The 18,206-nt window shown below is 61.5% G+C and carries 16 protein-coding genes; 9 read left to right on the top strand and 7 right to left on the bottom strand.

Annotated elements, in window-relative coordinates:
* Window position 1: 1 nt before the first annotated feature.
* Window positions 2-2,320, bottom strand: coding sequence for a penicillin-binding protein 1B (mrcB, locus tag J3P81_RS04205; RefSeq protein WP_420767593.1), 2,319 nt, complete (start codon window positions 2,318-2,320; stop codon window positions 2-4).
* Between the two features lie 116 nt (window positions 2,321-2,436).
* On the opposite strand from mrcB, the gene J3P81_RS04200 reads away from it, so the two are divergent.
* The 3 genes from J3P81_RS04200 to J3P81_RS04190 all read left to right on the top strand — a co-directional run bounded on the left by J3P81_RS04200 (window position 2,437) and on the right by J3P81_RS04190 (window position 4,908).
* On the top strand, window positions 2,437-3,993 hold the full coding sequence (locus tag J3P81_RS04200) for an AAA family ATPase (RefSeq protein ID WP_434562284.1): 1,557 nt from the start codon (window positions 2,437-2,439) through the stop codon (window positions 3,991-3,993).
* Window positions 3,994-4,083: 90 nt separating this feature from the next.
* The gene (locus J3P81_RS04195) at window positions 4,084-4,425 is read left to right on the top strand and encodes a pentapeptide repeat-containing protein (protein WP_420767595.1); all 342 of its coding nucleotides are present in this window, start codon (window positions 4,084-4,086) and stop codon (window positions 4,423-4,425) included.
* Between the two features lie 210 nt (window positions 4,426-4,635).
* Entirely contained in the window at window positions 4,636-4,908 is a 273-nt protein-coding gene (locus J3P81_RS04190) for a TfoX/Sxy family protein (protein WP_420767596.1), read from the top strand.
* 218 nt (window positions 4,909-5,126) lie between these two features.
* Here J3P81_RS04190 and J3P81_RS04185 read toward each other — a convergent pair whose 3' ends face one another.
* The 4 genes from J3P81_RS04185 to J3P81_RS04170 are packed head-to-tail and all read right to left on the bottom strand — an operon-like array spanning window position 5,127 to window position 8,667.
* The gene (locus J3P81_RS04185) at window positions 5,127-5,975 is read right to left on the bottom strand and encodes a ChaN family lipoprotein (RefSeq protein ID WP_434562282.1); all 849 of its coding nucleotides are present in this window, start codon (window positions 5,973-5,975) and stop codon (window positions 5,127-5,129) included.
* 21 nt (window positions 5,976-5,996) lie between these two features.
* On the bottom strand, window positions 5,997-6,764 hold the full coding sequence (locus J3P81_RS04180) for a heme ABC transporter ATP-binding protein (RefSeq protein WP_434562280.1): 768 nt from the start codon (window positions 6,762-6,764) through the stop codon (window positions 5,997-5,999).
* On the bottom strand, window positions 6,764-7,747 hold the full coding sequence (locus J3P81_RS04175; protein WP_420767662.1) for a FecCD family ABC transporter permease: 984 nt from the start codon (window positions 7,745-7,747) through the stop codon (window positions 6,764-6,766). The genes J3P81_RS04180 and J3P81_RS04175 overlap by 1 nt, the downstream gene beginning before the upstream one ends.
* Window positions 7,748-7,797: 50 nt before the next feature.
* Complete coding sequence (locus tag J3P81_RS04170; protein ID WP_434562278.1) at window positions 7,798-8,667, bottom strand: heme/hemin ABC transporter substrate-binding protein; 870 nt, start codon at window positions 8,665-8,667, stop codon at window positions 7,798-7,800.
* A 169-nt stretch (window positions 8,668-8,836) separates the two neighbouring features.
* Between J3P81_RS04170 and J3P81_RS04165 the strand changes: the two genes are divergently transcribed.
* Entirely contained in the window at window positions 8,837-9,154 is a 318-nt protein-coding gene (locus tag J3P81_RS04165; protein ID WP_434562276.1) for a Rieske (2Fe-2S) protein, read from the top strand.
* On the opposite strand, the gene sfsA is transcribed toward J3P81_RS04165, so the two are convergent.
* Both sfsA and J3P81_RS04155 read right to left on the bottom strand, forming a co-directional pair.
* Window positions 9,110-9,868, bottom strand: a complete 759-nt coding sequence (gene sfsA, locus J3P81_RS04160) for a DNA/RNA nuclease SfsA (protein ID WP_434562274.1) — start codon at window positions 9,866-9,868, stop codon at window positions 9,110-9,112. The two genes, J3P81_RS04165 and sfsA, sit on opposite strands and share 45 nt — an antisense overlap.
* Window positions 9,868-11,040, bottom strand: a complete 1,173-nt coding sequence (locus J3P81_RS04155; protein WP_434562272.1) for a pyridoxal phosphate-dependent aminotransferase — start codon at window positions 11,038-11,040, stop codon at window positions 9,868-9,870. Before J3P81_RS04155 ends, sfsA begins: the two co-directional genes overlap by 1 nt.
* Window positions 11,041-11,373: 333 nt before the next feature.
* Between J3P81_RS04155 and dksA the strand changes: the two genes are divergently transcribed.
* From dksA to J3P81_RS04130, 5 genes are all read left to right on the top strand, one after another.
* Window positions 11,374-11,817 (top strand): RNA polymerase-binding protein DksA, encoded by a 444-nt coding sequence (dksA, locus tag J3P81_RS04150; RefSeq protein ID WP_420767603.1) that lies wholly within the window; start codon window positions 11,374-11,376, stop codon window positions 11,815-11,817.
* Between the two features lie 228 nt (window positions 11,818-12,045).
* On the top strand, window positions 12,046-12,927 hold the full coding sequence (gene gluQRS / locus J3P81_RS04145; RefSeq protein ID WP_434562270.1) for a tRNA glutamyl-Q(34) synthetase GluQRS: 882 nt from the start codon (window positions 12,046-12,048) through the stop codon (window positions 12,925-12,927).
* A 77-nt stretch (window positions 12,928-13,004) separates the two neighbouring features.
* Window positions 13,005-13,181 carry a hypothetical protein gene (locus J3P81_RS04140; RefSeq protein ID WP_003176118.1) on the top strand — a complete coding sequence of 59 codons (177 nt, stop codon included), beginning with the start codon at window positions 13,005-13,007 and terminating at the stop codon, window positions 13,179-13,181.
* Window positions 13,165-16,119, top strand: a complete 2,955-nt coding sequence (locus J3P81_RS04135; protein WP_420767605.1) for a sensor histidine kinase — start codon at window positions 13,165-13,167, stop codon at window positions 16,117-16,119. Before J3P81_RS04140 ends, J3P81_RS04135 begins: the two co-directional genes overlap by 17 nt.
* A 22-nt stretch (window positions 16,120-16,141) precedes the next feature.
* Window positions 16,142-17,575 carry a sigma-54-dependent transcriptional regulator gene (locus J3P81_RS04130; protein ID WP_420767606.1) on the top strand — a complete coding sequence of 478 codons (1,434 nt, stop codon included), beginning with the start codon at window positions 16,142-16,144 and terminating at the stop codon, window positions 17,573-17,575.
* Window positions 17,576-18,206 lie beyond the last annotated feature (631 nt).

The following is an 18,206-nucleotide window of genomic DNA, read 5'->3' as shown; positions in this document are numbered from 1 at the left end:
CTTAATTCATCCAGTCCTTGACCCAATCCATCACCGATTCGGCGGGATTCTGACCACCACAGGCTGCACCGGGTGGCGGTTCGCTGCCGCGAATATACGGCATCTGCACAGCGCCCGGGCAGTTGGCATCGGAGCCTTGCCCAGTGCGCGAATCGACCCAGGCCTGGACGATGTTGTCGGGTTGCGGCATGTCCAGAGGCAGCGGATCGGCCTTGCGCATGAAACTGGTCCAGACCTGCAACGCACCGGTGGCGCCAGTGAACGGCGTCTTGCCATTGTCGTCACGGCCAAGCCAGACAACCGCCAGCAAGTCCTGGCTGAATCCGGCGAACCAGCTGTCGCGCGAATCGTTACTCGTACCGGTCTTGCCCGCCAGGGTCAACGTCCGTGGGAGTACGTTATAGACCGAACTGCCAGTGCCTTCGCGCATGACTCGTTGCATGGCGCTCTGGATCAGATAAATAGAAGCCGGGTCGAAGCGTTGCTGAATCTGGAACGGATAACGCTTGAGCGGCTCGCCATCGGCGGTCAACACGCTGCGGATCCCGCGCATCGGTGTGTTGAAGCCACCATTGGCAAGGGTCTGGTACATGGCCGCCACTTCGATCGGAGCCAGGCCACCGGCGCCCAACAGCATCGATGGGAAGGCCGGGAATTCGCGGTTCACTCCCAGGCGCGCCAAGGTCTTGAGCACATTCGGCACGCCGACTTCCAGCCCGAGGCGGGCCGTCGATAGGTTGTAGGAATGCGCCAGGCCTTGGTACAGGAACACCGTGCCGTGGGGACGACGATCATAGTTCTGCGGCGTCCAGACCTGCCCGTCCGCGCCCTTGACCGAGAACGACTCATCGGACAGCCAACTGGTGAGCGTGTACTGGCTTGGCTTTTCCAACGCAGTGAGATAAACCGCCGGTTTGATCAGCGAGCCGATCGGTCGCACCGCGTCCAACGCCCGGTTGAATCCTGCGAAACTGGCCTGGCGGCTGCCGATCATCGCCTGGACTTCCCCGGTTTCCGGATTGGTCACAACCATTGCCGCTTCGACTTCGTCGGAACCCTTGCGCCCCGCCAGTCGCTTGAAAGTGTCATTGACCGAGGCCTCGGCCTTCATCTGCAGGATCGGGTCGAAACTGGTGAAGATCCGCAGGCCTTCTTCGGTCAAGTCTTCGTCGCGGTAGTCTTCTCGCAGTTGACGCTTGACCAGGTCCATGAAGCCTGGGAAAGAACTGTCCGCCAAGCTGCCACGCTTGGTCACGCCCAGCGGCATCTTTTTCGCCGCCTCGACTTGTTCTGCCGTTGCCACGCCCTGCTGCTGCAACAGATCGAGCACCAGGTTGCGCCGCTCAAGCGCACGCTCCGGATTACGACGCGGGTTGTAGGAAGACGGCCCCTTGACCATGCCCACCAACAACGCCACCTGGTGCAGCTTGAGTTCGGACAGTGGCTGGCTGAAGAAGAACTGGCTGGCCAGGCCGAAACCGTGCACCGCGCGCTGGCCGTCTTGCCCGACGAAGACCTCGTTGAGGTACGCCTCCAGGATCTCCTGCTTGTCGTAGTGCAGCTCCAGCAGCAACGCCATCATGGCTTCGGTCAACTTGCGGGTCAGGCTGCGCTCGTTGGTCAGGTAGAAGTTCTTGACCAACTGCTGGGTCAAGGTACTGCCGCCCTGGCGCATGTGCCCCGAAGAAGTATTGACCCAGACGGCACGGGCGATCGACTTGGGCGAGACGCCGAAGTGATGGTAGAAATCACGGTCCTCGACGGCAATCAGCGTATCGAGCAGGAACGGTGGCACCTGGTCGATCTTGATCAGGATCCGGTCTTCGAGGTTCTTGGGGTATAGGCCGCCAATCAACAGCGGCTCAAGACGCACCACGGACAGCTTGGCATTGTTGGCACCGGTCAGCGCGGCTACATAGTCGCCGGAAAACCGCACCCGCACCGGTTGCGCCTGCTCCATGCCTTCATAGAACTGGAAACCGCGGGTGTTGAGGTCGATGGTATTGCCGTTCACCGACGCCGCCCCGGGACCATTGGCGACGCTTTCGCGGCGATAACCCAAGGCATCGAGCTCAGTCAGGAAATCATCCTTGCTCAGCTTTTGTCCGACGAACAGCTCCAACGGCCGTGCGTAGACCTTGGCCGGGATGGTCCAGCGCTTGCCGGAGAACTTCTCCTGGACGATGGCATCGAGGTAGACGGCAAAACCGGCAAGCACGACAAGGCCTACCAGGCTCAGTTTAAGGGCCCAGCCCAACCAGGGCCGCAGGCGGCTGGCGGGTGGTTTCTTGGGGGTGCGGGGGGATCGGGTACGAGTCATGGCGGCGGATTATACGCACTTTGTCGAGGTTCAACATGAGTCCGCCAAGGTTTGCGTTAGCGCCGCTTGCGGCCATAATGACCGCCTTGAATTTTCCAGTCTCTGAAGGATCGCCCGTGAGCCAATCACTGATCGCTGCCCTGCAAAACCCAGCCCTCTACCCGCATCCCATCGAAGGGTTCCAGGTCATCGAAACCCACATCTCCTGGGTGTTGCTCACCGGCCCCTACGCTTACAAATTCAAGAAACCGGTCAATTTCGGCTTCCTCGACTTCACCAGCCTCGACGCACGCAAGCATTTCTGCGGCGAAGAACTGCGCCTGAACCAACGCCTGACCCAGGACCTTTACCTGGAAGTCTTGCCGATCACTGGCAGTGCCCAAGCGCCACAACTGGGCGGCGATGGCCCGGCTATCGAATACGCCTTGAAAATGCGCCAGTTCCCCCAAAGTGAACTGCTCAGCACGCTGCAGGCCAATGGCGAACTGACCACCGCGCACATCGATGAAATGGCCGCGCAGATCGCCCAGTTCCACCTCACCACGCCAAAAGTGCCTGCCGACAATGCGGCGGGCACACCAGACAGCGTCATGGCGCCGGTGCGGCAGAATTTCGAACAGATCCGTCCATTCCTCAACGACAAGGCTGACCTGCTGCAACTCGAGGCTCTCCAGGCCTGGGCGGAAACCAGCTTCGAGCGGCTCAAGCCGTTGTTTACCCAACGCAAGGCCGACGGTTTCATTCGCGAATGCCACGGCGACATCCATCTGGGCAACGCCACGGTGATCGACGGCAAAGTGGTGATCTTCGACTGCATCGAATTCAACGAGCCATTCCGTTTCACCGATGTCTACGCCGACACCGGGTTCTTGGCGATGGACCTTGAAGACCGCGGCCTCAAGTCCCTGGCGCGACGCTTCGTCAGCCAATATCTGGAGCTGACCGGCGATTACGATGGCCTGGAATTGCTGAACTTCTACAAGGCCTATCGTGCCCTGGTCCGCGCCAAGGTCGCGCTGTTCAGCATGCCCGCCGAAGCCGATCCGGTGCAGCGCGCCACGACCCTGCGTCAATACCGCAACTACGCCAACCTGGCGGAAAGCTACAGCACGATTCCTTCGCGCTTCCTGGCCATCACCCACGGCGTGTCCGCCGTTGGCAAAAGCCACGTAGCGATGCGCCTGGTGGAAGCGCTTGGCGCGATTCGCCTGCGCTCGGACGTGGAACGCAAGCGCCTGTTCGGTGAACAGCAAGTGCCGAACGATCCACAGGCCGGCATCTATAGCAGCGATGCCAGCAGCGCCACCTACGCCCGGCTGCATGAGATCGCCGATGCGATCCTCCACGCCGGGTTCCCCGTGGTGATCGATGCCACCTACCTCAAGCATGACCAGCGCGACGCCGCGGCCAAGGTTGCCGAAGGCACGGGCGCGCCGTTCCTGATTCTGGATTGCGAGGCGCCGCAAGCAGTGATCGAGAGCCGGCTCGCCCAGCGCCAAGCCGACCAGAAGGATCCTTCCGATGCCAACCTGACCGTCATCGCCGCCCAGCAGGCGAGCCGGGAAGCACTGACGCCGGCAGAAATCCTTTGCAGCAAACGGGTTCAAACCAACGAAAGCGGCACGCTGGATGTCGTGGTGGCGCAGATCCGCCAACGCTTGCCGGGCCTGTAGAAACTATTTCGGCCGTGAAGCGACGCCCGGCTTCACGGCCGCCAAATAGTGGCACTATACTGGCGCCATAAAACCATCAGGTGATATGCCATGAGCCACCCAAAGCTTCTCGATACCCCGCTTTATGCCTTGTTGCGCAAAGATGACGTCGCCGGGTTTAACGCCGAACGACCTCAAGGTCCTATCGACATGCGCGGCGGCGATTTTCGTGGCCTCGACCTGCGGGAACTGAACGCCGACGACGTGGATTTCACGGATGCCTACTTCCGTTCCACCGATTTGCGCGGCATCGATTTTCGCAAGTCGTCACTGGAAGGCGCGAGCCTGGCTCATGCGCAGATCTCCGGCACCTACTTTCCACCCGAGCTATCTGCCGACGAGATCCTGATGTCGATGAATTTCGGCACTCGCCTGCGCTATCGCACCCGCTGAAACGACGGCACCCGTGGTTGCGGCACCATCACTCTCCAGCGCCCCTGCCTGCGCTGGACGATGCGCTTTTCCTTCTTCCCTCAACCATCGTGCGTAATGCATTAGAAGCTTTTGCGTCGATTCCGATCAAAGAATCACGCTTTTCCTGCTGAACGCTACACTCCTGAAAAGCTTGCCCACTGCACCAGTCGGCCGTCGCAAGGAGGCTCGATGAATGATGAACTGCAACACCTGAAGAATCTGGGCAAGACATCAGCCCAGTGGCTGCACGCCGTGGGCATCCACAGCGCCTCGGATCTGCGCCGGCTCGGCGCGGTAGACGCCTATCGCGCCGTACGCACTCGCGGGTTTCGCGCTTCCAAAGTGCTGCTGTATGCCATCGAAGGCGCGCTGATGGACATGCATTGGAACGATATCCCCCCGGAACGCAAGGAAGCCCTCAACAAACAGTTGGATGCCATTTCGGCGCGGCACAAAGCCTGAAACCATTTTTCTCGCGTCCGACCCGCTCACGCAAGAAACTTCGGGCAATCGGGAAAGAATGTTTGACTTGGTAATGAGAATCGCTATGATTACCACATCCGGTCGCGAGACTGGTCGATATTTGAAAAGCCCTTGGTTCGGACTCTCAGATATCTCCTCATCAGGCTAATCACGGTTATTTGACCCGGCTTTTGCCGGGTCTTTTTTTGCCTGGAGAATCACTTCGCGTCGCCTGAACGCATTTGCGCGCAGTAATCCTGCGGCGGCATTGCCGGGGTGTACCACACGTAATCCGCCATGGCCGGTGTCACATTGCTGCCCTCTTCAGCCAACATCAGCACCGACGGCGCATCGTGGGCCCCCAGATCCAGCGCATGCAGCGGCACGCCAACGTCCTTGCGGCCATGCCAGGCGCCCGCGAACAACAACGCCGGCGCGGGAGCCTCAAGCAATCGTTCGGCCATGCGCCGGTCACGCTGCTGCTGCACAGCCAGCATCGCAGGCATTTGCGACTCTGGCAGGAGTCCGCAGTGGGACTCACGGATCTGCTCCAGCAGCACGCCCTTCACAGCATCCGAATTGGAAAGAACTCCCTGCATCACAGGCGCTTGACGATAAATCCGTTGGATCTGCGCGCTGTCCAGATTGGCCGCCAGCACGGGATAGGATTGCATCAGGGCGAACTCGACCATGGGCCCGTAGAGGCTCCAGTCCCAACCTGGCGACCAGTCCAACGCGCCGGGCAGATCCCTTGGCAAGGCAGACAACTGGCGAACCGCGTCGACCCGTGGTTGTTGCTGGGGCGTCAACATCTCCAGTAACAGGCTGCCTTGGGCCCGTCGCTCGGCCAAGGCCTGGAGCAGCCAACGCTGCAATTCATGGTGATCGCGATTGTCATGTTGCTCTCCAACCACGACTCGCTGGGCACCCGCCAAACGCTTGACCAATACCTGGGGCGTGATCGATTGGCCGGTGTGCAAATCACGAATCCGTCCACCAAGCGGAGGGGGCTCGACAGTTTGACAGGCCGTCAACACAGCCAATGCCAGCATCAGGATCAAGCGCATATCGGTATTCTCCAGCCAGACTCAGCGGGCAATGATCAACGGATGGCCGCGCTCCGGATGGGACTGCACCAGCACGTCCAGGCCAAACACCGCCTTGAGGGGCTCCGGGCGCAGCACTTGCTGGGGCGAATCCAGGGCCACCGGCCTGCCGGACGCCAGCAGCAACAGGCGATCACAGTAACGCGCCGCCAGGTTCAGGTCATGCAGGATCACCAGCACCGCCGCGCCACGACCGGAAAATTCACGCACCGCTTGCAGAATGGTGTGCTGATGCAGCGGATCGAGCATGGAAGTGGGTTCGTCCAGCAGCAGGATCTGTCCCGCCTCGCCCGGCCACAATTGCGCCAGTACCCGGGCCAGATGGACCCGCTGTCGCTCACCGCCGGACAAGCTCAGGTAATTGCGACCTTGCAAATGTGCGGCGTCCGCAGCCCGCAGCGCCAATTCGACAATTTGCCCGTCACGTATCCGGCCGCTCTGGTGGGGCAGCCGCCCGAGGCCGACGACTTCTTCAACACGGAATGCGAAATCCAGGGTCGAGGTCTGCGGCAATACCGCCAGGCGACGGGCGCGCTCGCTGCCTTCCCACTGGGCCAATGGCCGATCATCGAGCCAGACCTCTCCCTGTGCCGGACGCATTTCTCCACACAAACCGGCGAGCAGCGTACTTTTGCCCGCCCCATTGGGACCCAGCACACCCAGCACTTCGCCCGGAGTGAGCTGCAGATCAATATCCGCCAATACGGTTTTGTGGCCCCTGCGAATGTACAGGTTCTGCGCTCGCAACATCAGGCGCGCCCCCGCAACAAAAGATAAAGGAAAAACGGCGCGCCGATGAAGGCCGTGACGATGCCGATCGGCAGCTCAGCCGGGGCCAGCGCCAGACGCGCGACCAAATCGGCGAGCAGCAACAGGCTCGCCCCCGCCAGCACCGATGCCGGCAACAGAACGCGGTGGTCCGGCCCCGCCATCAACCGTACCAGGTGCGGCACCACCAGCCCGACAAAGCCGATCATGCCCGCCGCCGCGACGGCAGCCCCGACGCCCAAGGCGGTGCAGAACACCAACTCTCGCTTGAGCCGTTCGACGTCGATGCCCAGATGGGCGGCTTCCGATTCGCCGAGCAGCAAGGCGTTAAGCGCCCGGGCGCGACGCGGCAGCCAGATCGCGACGCCGACGCTGACCAGCAACAACGGCCACAACCGCCCGTAGCTGGCACCGTTTAGGCTCCCCAGGTTCCAGAACGTCAGGGTGCGCAAGGTCGCATCGTCCGCCAGGTAAGTGAACAAGCCGACCGCGGAGCCGGAGAGCGCGGTCAAGGCAATGCCAGCCAAGAGCATGGTGGCGACATGCGTCTGGCCGTTGCGCCGGCCGAGGCGATAGACCAGCGCCGTGACTCCAAGCCCGCCGAGAAACGCACACAACGACAACACGTAAGGCCCCAACGCTTCGGGCACCCCGCCCAGCGCCGAGCCGGCGACGATGGCAAACGCGGCACCCAACGCCGCGCCACTGGACACGCCCACCAACCCCGGGTCGGCCAGCGGGTTACGAAACAATCCTTGCATCGCCACGCCAGACAGCGCCAACACTCCCCCCACCATCAGTCCCAGCAACGTGCGCGGCAGACGAATCTGGCCAAGGATCAGCTCGGCCTGCTCCAGGCCGTCGGCGGCCACCGGCAGACCCAACAGGCGCAGGGCGGCCCGCAAGGTATCGAATAAGGGCAAGCTCACCGGCCCCAACGCCAGGGACAGCCAGGTCGCCAGCAGACACAGCAGGCCCAGCCCAATAAACAACGTGCGCGGCTTGACCAGCGCCGTCATGGCACCTGGGCCGGATAGAACGCATTGGTCAGCTTCACCAGGCTTTGCGGCAAACGTGGGCTTAGTCCGCCCACCAGCAACGTTGGGTCCAGCTCCATGACGCGCCCGTCTCTGGCGGCGCGCGTCGAGGACAGGATCGGATTTTCCTTGAACAACGCCGCGCGCGCCTCTTCACCGCGCAAGGCACGATCGGCGAAGACCAGCACTTCAGGGTTCAGGCTGGCCAGGGTTTCAACGGAGAACGGTTTGTAACCGCTGTGGGTCGCCAGGTTGTGGCCGCCGGCCTGTTGCAGTAGCCAATCAGCGGCGGTGTCCTTGCCCGCGACCAGCGGCTTGCCGCCGGCGCTGCCCACCAACAGCAATACACCAGGCGCCTTTTGCTTGAGCCGGGCTTCATCCACCCTAACGCTATGCCGGGAAAGACTCTGTTGATAATCCTCGAACAATTCTCTAGCCCTGGACTCGGCTCCCAACAACTGACCCAGGTGACGCAGATTGTCCTGGAGCGCCGCCAGGCTTGGCGCCGCAGAGAACAGTTCGACCTGCACCCCGGCGTTGCAAATCTGCGCCAAAACCGGAGGCGGCCCCATTTCTTCGGTACCCACCAGGATTTGCGGACGCAAGCTCAGCACGCCCTCCGCCGATAGCTGCCGCTGATAACCGATACTGGGCAACGCTCGCAGCGATTCGGGATGCTGGCTGGTCGTGTCCACGCCCACCAGTTTCGATTCACCACCCAGCGCGCCGACCCACTCGGACAACGCGCCGCCGGCGCTCACCCAGCGCTGCGCAAGATTGGCCGCCAACGCTCCCTGGCAGGCCAGCAAGACGATACAGAGCGCAGCAACGCGGACATTCAGGCGCATCGGGCAGCTTCCTCGAAGAAGTTTTCCACAGGGTCGGGCTTGGACAAGTATCCTCGACACCACCTGCGAAGGAGGCGCCATTTGATAATTGTTTTCATTTGACCGTCAAGCATGGCACTCGACAACATAGCCTTCAACGAGCCCGTCCTTATGACACCTAGAGACTCACATGAAATTTCTTTGTAGCACCGCCGAGCTGGCTGAAAGCGGCAGTCGCGGTTTCGACATGGATGGGCGCAAGGTCCTGGCCGTGCGGCGCGCAGGCCAGGCGTATGTCTATCTCAACCGCTGCCCGCACCGCGGCGTGCCGCTGGAATGGCAACCCGACCAGTTTCTCGATACCAGCGCCAGCCTCATCCAGTGCGCGACCCACGGCGCGCTGTTCCTGATCGAAAGCGGTGAGTGCGTCGCCGGCCCTTGCGCGGGGCAATTCCTGGCGGCGCTAGATTGCCGGGAGGACGATCAAGGCATTTGGGTCGAGCTGTAGTGGCTCAAGCAACACCGGCAGCGGACGATCGACCCACATCTGCTCCGGCGTCAGCGTGGCGCCATATGCCAACACTTCCACCCCGGCGGCCACGGCCTCGCGCAACGCCGCGGCGTACACCGGGTCGATTTCGTGCGCCGGCCGCACCGCATCGATGCCGCTCAGATTCACGCAATACAACTGCACCGCGCGCACGCCCTCCCGCGCCAGGCAAGCCAGCTCTCGCAGGTGCTTGGCGCCACGCAGGGTTACCGCATCGGGAAACGCCGCGACATTCGTCCCGTCGAAACCCAGCGTGACGCTTTTCACCTCGACCCAGGCCGAGCTGCGATCCGCGTAGTCGAGCCGAAAATCGATGCGGCTGTTCTCGACGCCATAGGCCACTTCCCGCTTGAGCCCTATGAACCCGATCAGCTCACTGATGACACCGGCGCGCAGCGCTTCCTCGATCAACCCATTGGCCCGCGCGGTGTTGATACAGGCCAAGCGCCCCTGAGGGGTTTCGCCTATTTCCCAAGTGCCCGGCAACTTGCGTTTGGGGTCGTTGGAGCGACTGAACCAGACGCGCGCGCCCTCGGCCATGCAATTGAGCATCGAGCCGGTGTTGGGGCAATGAATTGTCAACAGTTCGCCATGAACGGTCTCGATATCGGCGAGAAAACGTTTGTAACGTCGAATCAACCGTCCTTCTTCCAAGGCAGGGGAAAAGAGCATCAGCCTTGCCAGCTCCGCAGTCCGCGTTCAATTCGCTCCACCGCTTCTTGCAGCCGCGGCAGGCTTTGGGTATAGGCGAAACGCACGTGATGACCGGCCTGATGACGACCGAAATCGAGCCCCGGCGTGAACGCCACGTGTTCGGTTTCCAGGAAGTGCTGGCAGAACGCGAAGGCATCTGCGCCGAAAGCGCTGATATCGGCATAAAGGTAGAACGCCCCTTGGGGCTCCACTGCGATGCCGAACCCCAGCTCACGCAACGCTGGCAGGAGAAAGTCACGACGCAGCGCGAACTCGGCGCGCCGTTGTTCGAAAATCGCAATGGTCGCCGGCTCGAAACAGGCCAAGGCCGCGTACTGGGCCATGCTTGGCGCACTGATGTAGAGGTTTTGCGCGAGCTTTTCCAACTCAGCGACGGCCGCCGAAGGCGCCACCAGCCAGCCCAGCCGCCAGCCGGTCATGCCGAAATATTTGGAAAAGCTATTAAGGACGAACGCATCGTCATCGACCTCCAGCACGCTGGCGGCGTCGGTGCCGTAGGTCAGGCCGTGATAGATCTCGTCGACGACCAGGTGCCCGTTGTGGGCCTTGATCGCCTTGGACAATCCCGCCAATTCATCCCGGCTGAGAATCGTCCCGGTCGGGTTGGCCGGGGAAGCCACCAGGGCACCGACGCTGTCCTGGTCCCAATGGCGATCCACCAGGTCCGGCGTCAACTGATAACGCACGTCCGGCCCCACGGGCACCAATTGTGCCGCGCCTTCGATCAGCCGCAGGAAATGACGGTTGCAGGGGTAGCCTGGGTCGGCCAATAGCCAATGTTTACCAGGGTCCACCAGCAGAGCACTGGCCAGCAACAACGCGCCGGATCCACCCGGAGTAACCAGGACGCGCCGGGGATCGATCTCCACGCCGTAGCGCTGCGCGTAGAAACCGGCGATGGCTTCGCGCAGCTCGGGAATGCCCCGGGCCGCGGTGTAGCGGGTCTTGCCGGCGGCCAGGGCAGCCTGGCCGGCCTGGATGATCGGCTCGGCGGTGGTGAAGTCCGGCTCGCCGATTTCCAGGTGAATGACATCGTTCCCGGCGGCCTGCAGTTCGTTGGCGCGCGCCAGCAGCGCCATGACATGGAATGGTTCGATGGCACGGCTGCGTGCGCTGTAGGGCTGGGCCATTGGGCCGTCCTTCACGAAAAAAGAACCGATTCTACCCAACTCGGGAACGGGTGCGGGAACGAGCGCAAATCTAAAACGGTCCTAGCGCTAGCTGGAAATGACTCCAGCGTTAAACCCAGACTTGACTAAAATCAAGCATTGAGCAGGTTTGCAACACCACCGAACCGGACCCGATCATGTTTTACGGGCCCCAGCCGCGCCAGGCTCGACAACCGGGAGTAGCGCAGGCTGATTTGATCTGGTAAGTTCGCCCGCTTGCAGCCGCAGGGCCGGCAGGTGTCGGTGATGGAGCAATCCTGCGTAGTGGATTACAAGAGTAGAGGCGGTCCATTCATGCCCACCCAAGCAAAGCAGAATCAAAATCAGTCGCTCAGCGGGTTTGAGCCGTATGTCGCGAAAGAGGGCGAAGAGTACATGGGCGCCCCCATGCGCGCGCACTTCACCAAGATCCTGAACAAGTGGAAACAGGACTTGATGCAGGAAGTCGACCGCACGGTTGACCATATGAAGGACGACGCTGCTAACTTCCCCGACCCGGCCGACCGTGCCAGCCAGGAAGAAGAATTCAGCCTTGAACTGCGCGCTCGCGACCGTGAACGCAAGCTGATCAAGAAAATCGATAAGACGCTGCAACTGATCGAAGACGAAGAATACGGCTGGTGCGAGTCCTGCGGCGTCGAGATTGGCGTCAAGCGACTGGAGGCACGTCCGACCGCCGACATGTGCGTCGACTGCAAGACCCTCGCGGAAATCAAGGAAAAACAGGTCGGCAAGTAATCGCCGGGGCTGTCATCGAAACGGAGCGTTCATACGCTCCGTTTTTTGTTTGCGAGGCTCCCATGCCCTCAGTTCTTGTGGGAGCGAGCCTGCTCGCGAATGCGTTCGTCCAGCCTACATTGATGTGACAGCCACACCGCTTTCGCGAGCAGGCTCGCTCCCACAGGGAATTATGCTCCGTCATCAAGATTTGCACTCCTTTCGCCCGGACTCCGTAAAATTCGCTCTATGACTGACTACACCGGACGCTTCGCCCCCACCCCCAGCGGCCACTTGCATTTCGGCTCGCTGGTCGCCGCCCTGGCGTCGTACCTCGATGCCCGGTCCGTGGGCGGACGCTGGTTGTTGCGCATGGAAGACCTCGACCCACCCCGGGAAGTGCCCGGCGCGCAGGCGGCAATTCTCAAGGCGCTGGAAAGCTACGGCTTTGAATGGGATGGTGAAATGGTGCGCCAGAGCGACCGCCACGCCGCCTACCAGCAGGTCATCGATCGCTTGTTCAACCAAGGCCTCGCCTACGCCTGCACCTGTTCGCGCAAGCAACTGGAACCCTATCAGGGCATTTATCCGGGACTGTGCCGCAACGCAGGTCACAACATCGAAGACGCCGCCATCCGCCTGCGCGTCCCCGAACTTGAATACCATTTCGTCGATCGGGTCCAAGGCGAATTCCGCCAGCACCTGGGCCGCGAGGCCGGCGACTTTGTGATTCGTCGCCGCGACGGGCTGTATGCCTACCAATTGGCAGTGGTCCTGGACGACGCCTGGCAGGGTGTCACCGATATAGTCCGAGGCGCCGACCTGCTGGATTCCACGCCGCGCCAGCTATACCTGCAAGAACTGCTTGGGTTGCCACAACCGCGCTATCTGCACGTGCCACTGATTACCCAGCCGGACGGGCACAAACTCGGCAAATCCTATCGTTCACCACCCTTGACGGCCGATCAGGCAACGCCTCTGCTGTTGAGAGCGCTGCGCGCACTGGGCCAGCAACCGGCATCGGAATTGGTCGATGCCAGCCCACGGGAGTTGCTGGCCTGGGGCATTTGCCACTGGGATGCGGGAAAGATCCCACGCACACTGTCCCTGCCCGAAGCGCAAATACAGTGACGGCCCTTGCAGCCTGCCGCCTATCCGTTACCATCGCCGCACGTTTTCGGGCACGTGCATAAAAAAGAGAGGCCGGGATGTACATCTATCGCTTGGTCCTGCTCCTGGTAGTGGGGATTTACCTGTTCTCCCCAGCCATCATGGATTGGTGGATCGATGCCACGGGTGCCTGGTATCGGCCCTATCTGCTCTGGCTGATCCTGATCGTCGTGACCTTCATCCTGCAGAGCCAAAAAGATGCCGATGAGCTTTAGCCTGACCCAGATGATCCTGATCAGCGCCGCCTATCTGGCGGTGCTGTTCGGCGTGGCTTGGATCAGTGAACGAGGCATGATCCCCCGGGCAATCATTCGCCACCCGCTGACCTACACCCTCTCGTTGGGCGTCTACGCCAGTGCGTGGGCGTTTTATGGCACGGTCGGTCTTGCGTACCAATACGGCTATGGCTTCCTGTCCAGTTACCTCGGGGTGTCCGGCGCCTTTCTGCTGGCGCCGGTGCTGCTTTATCCGATCCTGAAAATCACCCGCACCTATCAATTGTCTTCGTTGGCCGACCTGTTCGCCTTTCGATTCCGCAGCACCTGGGCCGGTGCGCTGACCACCATCTTCATGCTGGTCGGCGTGCTGCCATTGCTGGCGCTTCAAATGCAGGCGGTCGCCGACTCCATCAGCATTCTGACCCACGAACCGGTGCAGCACCGGGTGGCGCTGAGCTTCTGCGTCCTGATTATCCTGTTCACGATTTTCTTTGGCTCGCGGCACATCGCCACGCGGGAAAAACATGAAGGCCTGGTGTTCGCGATCGCCTTCGAATCGGTGATCAAGCTGGTCGCCATCGGCGGCGTCGGCCTCTATGCCTTGTATGGCGTATTCGATGGCCCGCAGCAGCTCGAGATCTGGCTGTTGCAGAACCAGACCGCCCTCGCCGCGCTGCATACGCCGCTCCAGGAAGGCCCGTGGCGCACGCTGCTGCTGGTGTTCTTCGCCTCGGCGATCGTCATGCCGCACATGTACCACATGACCTTCACCGAGAACCTCAATCCGCGCTCATTGGTCAGCGCGAGCTGGGGCTTGCCGCTGTTCCTGCTGTTGATGAGTCTGGCCGTGCCGCTGATCCTGTGGGCCGGCTTGAAACTGGGCGCCAGCACCAACCCGGAGTATTTCACCCTCGGCATCGGCATCGCCGCCAACAACGAAGCCTTGGCGCTGCTGGCGTATGTCGGCGGCCTGTCAGCGGCCAGTGGTCTGATCATCGTGACCACCCTGGCACTGTCGGGCATGGCTCTCAACCACTTGGTACTGCCGCTCTACCAGCCTCCAGCCGAGGGAAACATCTATCGTTGGCTGAAATGGACCCGTCGCGCATTGATCGTCGCGATCATCATGGCCGGCTACGGTTTCTATCTGATGCTGGGCGACGGACAGGACCTGGCCAACCTGGGCATCGTCGCGTTCGTTGCAACCCTGCAATTCCTGCCCGGCGTCCTGTCAGTGTTGTATTGGCCGACCGCCAACCGCCGCGGCTTTATCGCCGGCCTGCTGGCGGGGATCGTGGTCTGGCTGGTCGCCATGCTGCTGCCGCTGCTGGGCAACCTGCAGGGTTTCTATATTCCGCTGTTGAACATGATCTACGTGCTCGACGACACCAGCTGGCACATGGCAGCCATCGCCTCGCTGGCGGCAAACGTGCTGATGTTTACCCTGATCTCGCTGTTCACCAATGCCAGCAGCGAAGAAGCCAGTGCCGCCGAAGCCTGCGCTGTGGATAACGTGCGCCGGCCCCAGCGCCGTGAACTGCACGCTGCCTCGCCCCAGGAATTCGCCACCCAACTGGCCAAGCCTCTTGGCGCCAAGGCCGCGCAAAAGGAAGTCGAACAGGCCCTGCGCGACCTTTACCTGCCATTCGACGAACGCCGTCCATACGCCTTGCGTCGGTTGCGGGATCGGATCGAAGCCAACCTGTCCGGCCTGATGGGCCCCAGCGTGGCCCAGGACATGGTCGAAACGTTCCTGCCCTACAAGGCCGGCGGCGAGAACTATGTCACCGAAGACATCCACTTCATCGAGAGCCGCCTGGAGGATTACCACTCGCGCCTCACCGGCCTGGCCGCCGAGCTGGATGCCTTGCGCCGTTACCATCGCCAGACCCTGCAGGAACTGCCGATGGGCGTGTGCTCCCTGGCCAAGGACCAGGAGATCCTCATGTGGAACAAGGCCATGGAAGAACTGACCGGGATTGCCGCGCAGCGGGTGGTCGGTTCCCGCCTGAGCACGTTGGGCGAGCCGTGGAAAGGCTTGCTGCAAGGCTTCATCGACCTGCCGGACGAGCATCTGCACAAACAACACCTGGCCCTGGACGGACAGACCCGCTGGCTGAACCTGCACAAGGCAGCGATCGACGAGCCTTTGGCGCCGGGCAACAGCGGCCTAGTGCTGCTGGTGGAAGACCTGACCGACACGCAGATGCTCGAAGACAAGCTGGTCCACTCCGAGCGCCTGGCCAGCATCGGTCGCTTGGCCGCCGGGGTGGCCCATGAAATCGGCAATCCGATCACCGGCATCGCCTGCCTGGCGCAGAACCTGCGCGAAGAGCGCGAGGACGATGGCGAGCTGACGGAAATCAGCGGCCAGATTCTCGAACAGACCAAGCGCGTATCGCGCATCGTCCAGTCGTTGATGAGTTTCGCCCACGCCGGCGGTCATCAGCACAACGACGAGCCGGTGTGCCTGGCCGAAGTGGCCCAGGACGCCATCGGCCTGCTGGCGCTCAACCGGCGCAACTTCGAAGTCCAGTTCTTCAACCTGTGCGACCCCGAACACTGGGTCGACGGCGACCCCCAACGGCTCGCCCAAGTGCTGATCAATCTGCTCTCCAATGCGCGCGACGCCTCACCGGCCGGCAGCGCGGTACGGGTCAAGAGCGAAGCTTTCGAACATACCGTCGACCTGATCGTCGAAGACGAAGGCAGCGGTATTCCACAGAACATCATGGACCGATTGTTCGAACCCTTCTTCACCACCAAGGATCCTGGCGAAGGCACCGGTCTGGGCCTCGCACTGGTCTATTCCATCGTTGAAGAGCATTATGGACAAATCACCATCGACAGCCCGGCCGATGTTCAGAGCCAACGCGGCACCCGTATTCGGGTGACCTTGCCGCGTCATGTCGAAGCGACGTCCGCTGTGAACTGAGACCGTCGAGAGAATCGAATCAATGCCGCACATTTTGATCGTCGAAGACGAAACAATCATCCGCTCCGCCTTGCGCCGCCTGCTGGAACGCAACCAGTACCAGGTCAGCGAAGCCGGTTCCGTGCAGGAAGCACAAGAACGCTTCAGTATTCCAACCTTTGACCTGATCGTCAGCGACCTGCGCCTGCCCGGCGCCCCCGGCACCGAGCTGATCAAGCTGGGCCAGGGCACGCCCGTACTGATCATGACCAGCTACGCCAGCCTGCGCTCGGCGGTCGATTCCATGAAAATGGGCGCGGTCGACTACATCGCCAAGCCATTCGACCACGACGAGATGCTCCAGGCCGTGGCCCGGATCCTGCGTGATCGACAGACGGCGAGCAGCCAGCCAGCGGAAGCGACGAACGGTAAGGCCGCGGCGTCCGGTAAGGTGGGCGCAAGCAACAGCAACGGCGAAATCGGCATCATCGGCTCTTGCCCTCCGATGCAGGACCTCTACGGCAAGATCCGTAAAGTGGCGCCGACCGACTCCAATGTGCTGATCCAGGGCGAGTCCGGCACCGGCAAGGAACTGGTGGCCAGGGCGCTGCACAACCTGTCCCGCCGGGCGAAGGCCCCGATGATCTCGGTGAACTGCGCAGCCATCCCGGAAAGCCTGATCGAGTCCGAATTGTTCGGCCACGAAAAAGGCGCATTCACGGGCGCCAGCGCCGGGCGCGCCGGCCTTGTTGAAGCAGCGGACGGCGGCACGTTGTTTCTCGATGAAATTGGCGAACTTCCTCTGGAAGCCCAGGCGCGGTTGCTGCGCGTGCTCCAGGAAGGCGAGATCCGCCGGGTGGGCTCCGTGCAATCGCAGAAAGTCGATGTGCGCCTGATCGCGGCGACCCACCGGGACCTCAAGAGCCTGGCGAAGATCGGCCAGTTCCGTGAGGACTTGTATTACCGCCTGCACGTGATCGCGCTCAAGCTGCCGCCGCTGCGCGAGCGTGGCGCGGACGTCAATGAAATTGCCAATGCCTTCCTGGCCCGCCAGAGTGCGCGTGTCAACCGCACCGACCTCAAGTTTGCCCCGGACGCCGAGCAGGCCATTCGTCACTACGCCTGGCCGGGTAACGTACGCGAACTGGAGAATGCCGTGGAGCGCGCGGTGATCCTGTGCGAGAGCCCGGAAATTTCCGCCGACCTGCTGGGCATCGATATCGAGGTGGGCGACCTGGACGATGAGGAGTTCATCGGGCTCGCACCGCAGCAAAACGGCGCGAACAACACCAGCCACGAGCCCACCGAGGACCTGTCGCTGGAAGACTACTTCCAGCACTTCGTCCTCGAGCACCAGGACCACATGACCGAGACGGAGCTGGCACGCAAGCTGGGCGTGAGCCGCAAATGCCTGTGGGAACGCCGGCAGCGCCTGGGTATTCCACGGCGCAAGACCGGGGCCACCAGCGAAAGCTGAGGTGCCCAGGTAACATCGCTGGATGTGAAAAAACTGTTACCTCAGCTTTTTCACGTAACAAAAGCCGGGGTTTACGGTAACGAAATCCCGGCTTTTTTTTGCCCCGAGCAAACCGGAATAAGCATAGAACCCCCGTCTTTCCTGGGCCTTGCAAAAGTTGGCACGCACCCTGCTATAGCTTTGGTACAAGAACAACAACAAGCAATGCACAAGACAATAAAAATAAGACGAATCGACTCACGCACAATAAAAACAAGACGGCGAGAGGCGCAGCTAACTGATTCTTTTGGAGAGGCGTTGTATTTGGGGCTTGCCCCACAACCAGGCCGAGAACAATAAAAACTGTCTCAAGACAGGTGCCTGAACTGGTTGGATCGATTGATCACTGCAACACAGCGACCAAAGCAATCCGTTTGCTCTTGGCTCCCGATTGGGAGGGTCACGAAGGGAAGACCTCGTGATATGGGCGCTCAACAAAAACAAGAAGCCCAAAACCAATAATAAAAAAAGAGCACGCAACTAATTCTGGGGGAGCTTCGGCTCCCCTTGTGGTTTCTGTCGTTCAGCCTTCCCGCATCCTACAAGCCTGTCGCTCAACGCTTGCAACACAAAACGCCTGCGTCCTACACCA

The sequence above is a fragment of the Pseudomonas sp. R1-6 genome (assembly GCF_051132115.1).
Classification (GTDB): domain Bacteria; phylum Pseudomonadota; class Gammaproteobacteria; order Pseudomonadales; family Pseudomonadaceae; genus Aquipseudomonas.
The sequence above is the reverse complement of the archived record's forward strand: the minus strand, read 5'-3'. Positions and strand labels throughout refer to the sequence as shown.

Bases quoted from the DNA above. Each gene is read 5' to 3' on its own strand.
- J3P81_RS04135 (WP_420767605.1), top strand. From the start codon at position 13,165: ATGCCGATGAGCTTTAGCCTGACCCAGATGATCCTGATCAGCGCCGCC.
- sfsA (WP_434562274.1), bottom strand. From the start codon at position 9,868: ATGCTCTTTTCCCCTGCCTTGGAAGAAGGACGGTTGATTCGACGTTAC.
- J3P81_RS04190 (WP_420767596.1), top strand. From the start codon at position 4,636: ATGAATGATGAACTGCAACACCTGAAGAATCTGGGCAAGACATCAGCC.
- J3P81_RS04180 (WP_434562280.1), bottom strand. From the start codon at position 6,764: ATGTTGCGAGCGCAGAACCTGTACATTCGCAGGGGCCACAAAACCGTA.
- mrcB (WP_420767593.1), bottom strand. From the start codon at position 2,320: ATGACTCGTACCCGATCCCCCCGCACCCCCAAGAAACCACCCGCCAGC.
- J3P81_RS04140 (WP_003176118.1), top strand. From the start codon at position 13,005: ATGTACATCTATCGCTTGGTCCTGCTCCTGGTAGTGGGGATTTACCTG.
- J3P81_RS04185 (WP_434562282.1), bottom strand. From the start codon at position 5,975: ATGCGCTTGATCCTGATGCTGGCATTGGCTGTGTTGACGGCCTGTCAA.
- dksA (WP_420767603.1), top strand. From the start codon at position 11,374: ATGCCCACCCAAGCAAAGCAGAATCAAAATCAGTCGCTCAGCGGGTTT.
- J3P81_RS04170 (WP_434562278.1), bottom strand. From the start codon at position 8,667: ATGCGCCTGAATGTCCGCGTTGCTGCGCTCTGTATCGTCTTGCTGGCC.
- J3P81_RS04165 (WP_434562276.1), top strand. From the start codon at position 8,837: ATGAAATTTCTTTGTAGCACCGCCGAGCTGGCTGAAAGCGGCAGTCGC.
- gluQRS (WP_434562270.1), top strand. From the start codon at position 12,046: ATGACTGACTACACCGGACGCTTCGCCCCCACCCCCAGCGGCCACTTG.
- J3P81_RS04130 (WP_420767606.1), top strand. From the start codon at position 16,142: ATGCCGCACATTTTGATCGTCGAAGACGAAACAATCATCCGCTCCGCC.
- J3P81_RS04195 (WP_420767595.1), top strand. From the start codon at position 4,084: ATGAGCCACCCAAAGCTTCTCGATACCCCGCTTTATGCCTTGTTGCGC.
- J3P81_RS04155 (WP_434562272.1), bottom strand. From the start codon at position 11,040: ATGGCCCAGCCCTACAGCGCACGCAGCCGTGCCATCGAACCATTCCAT.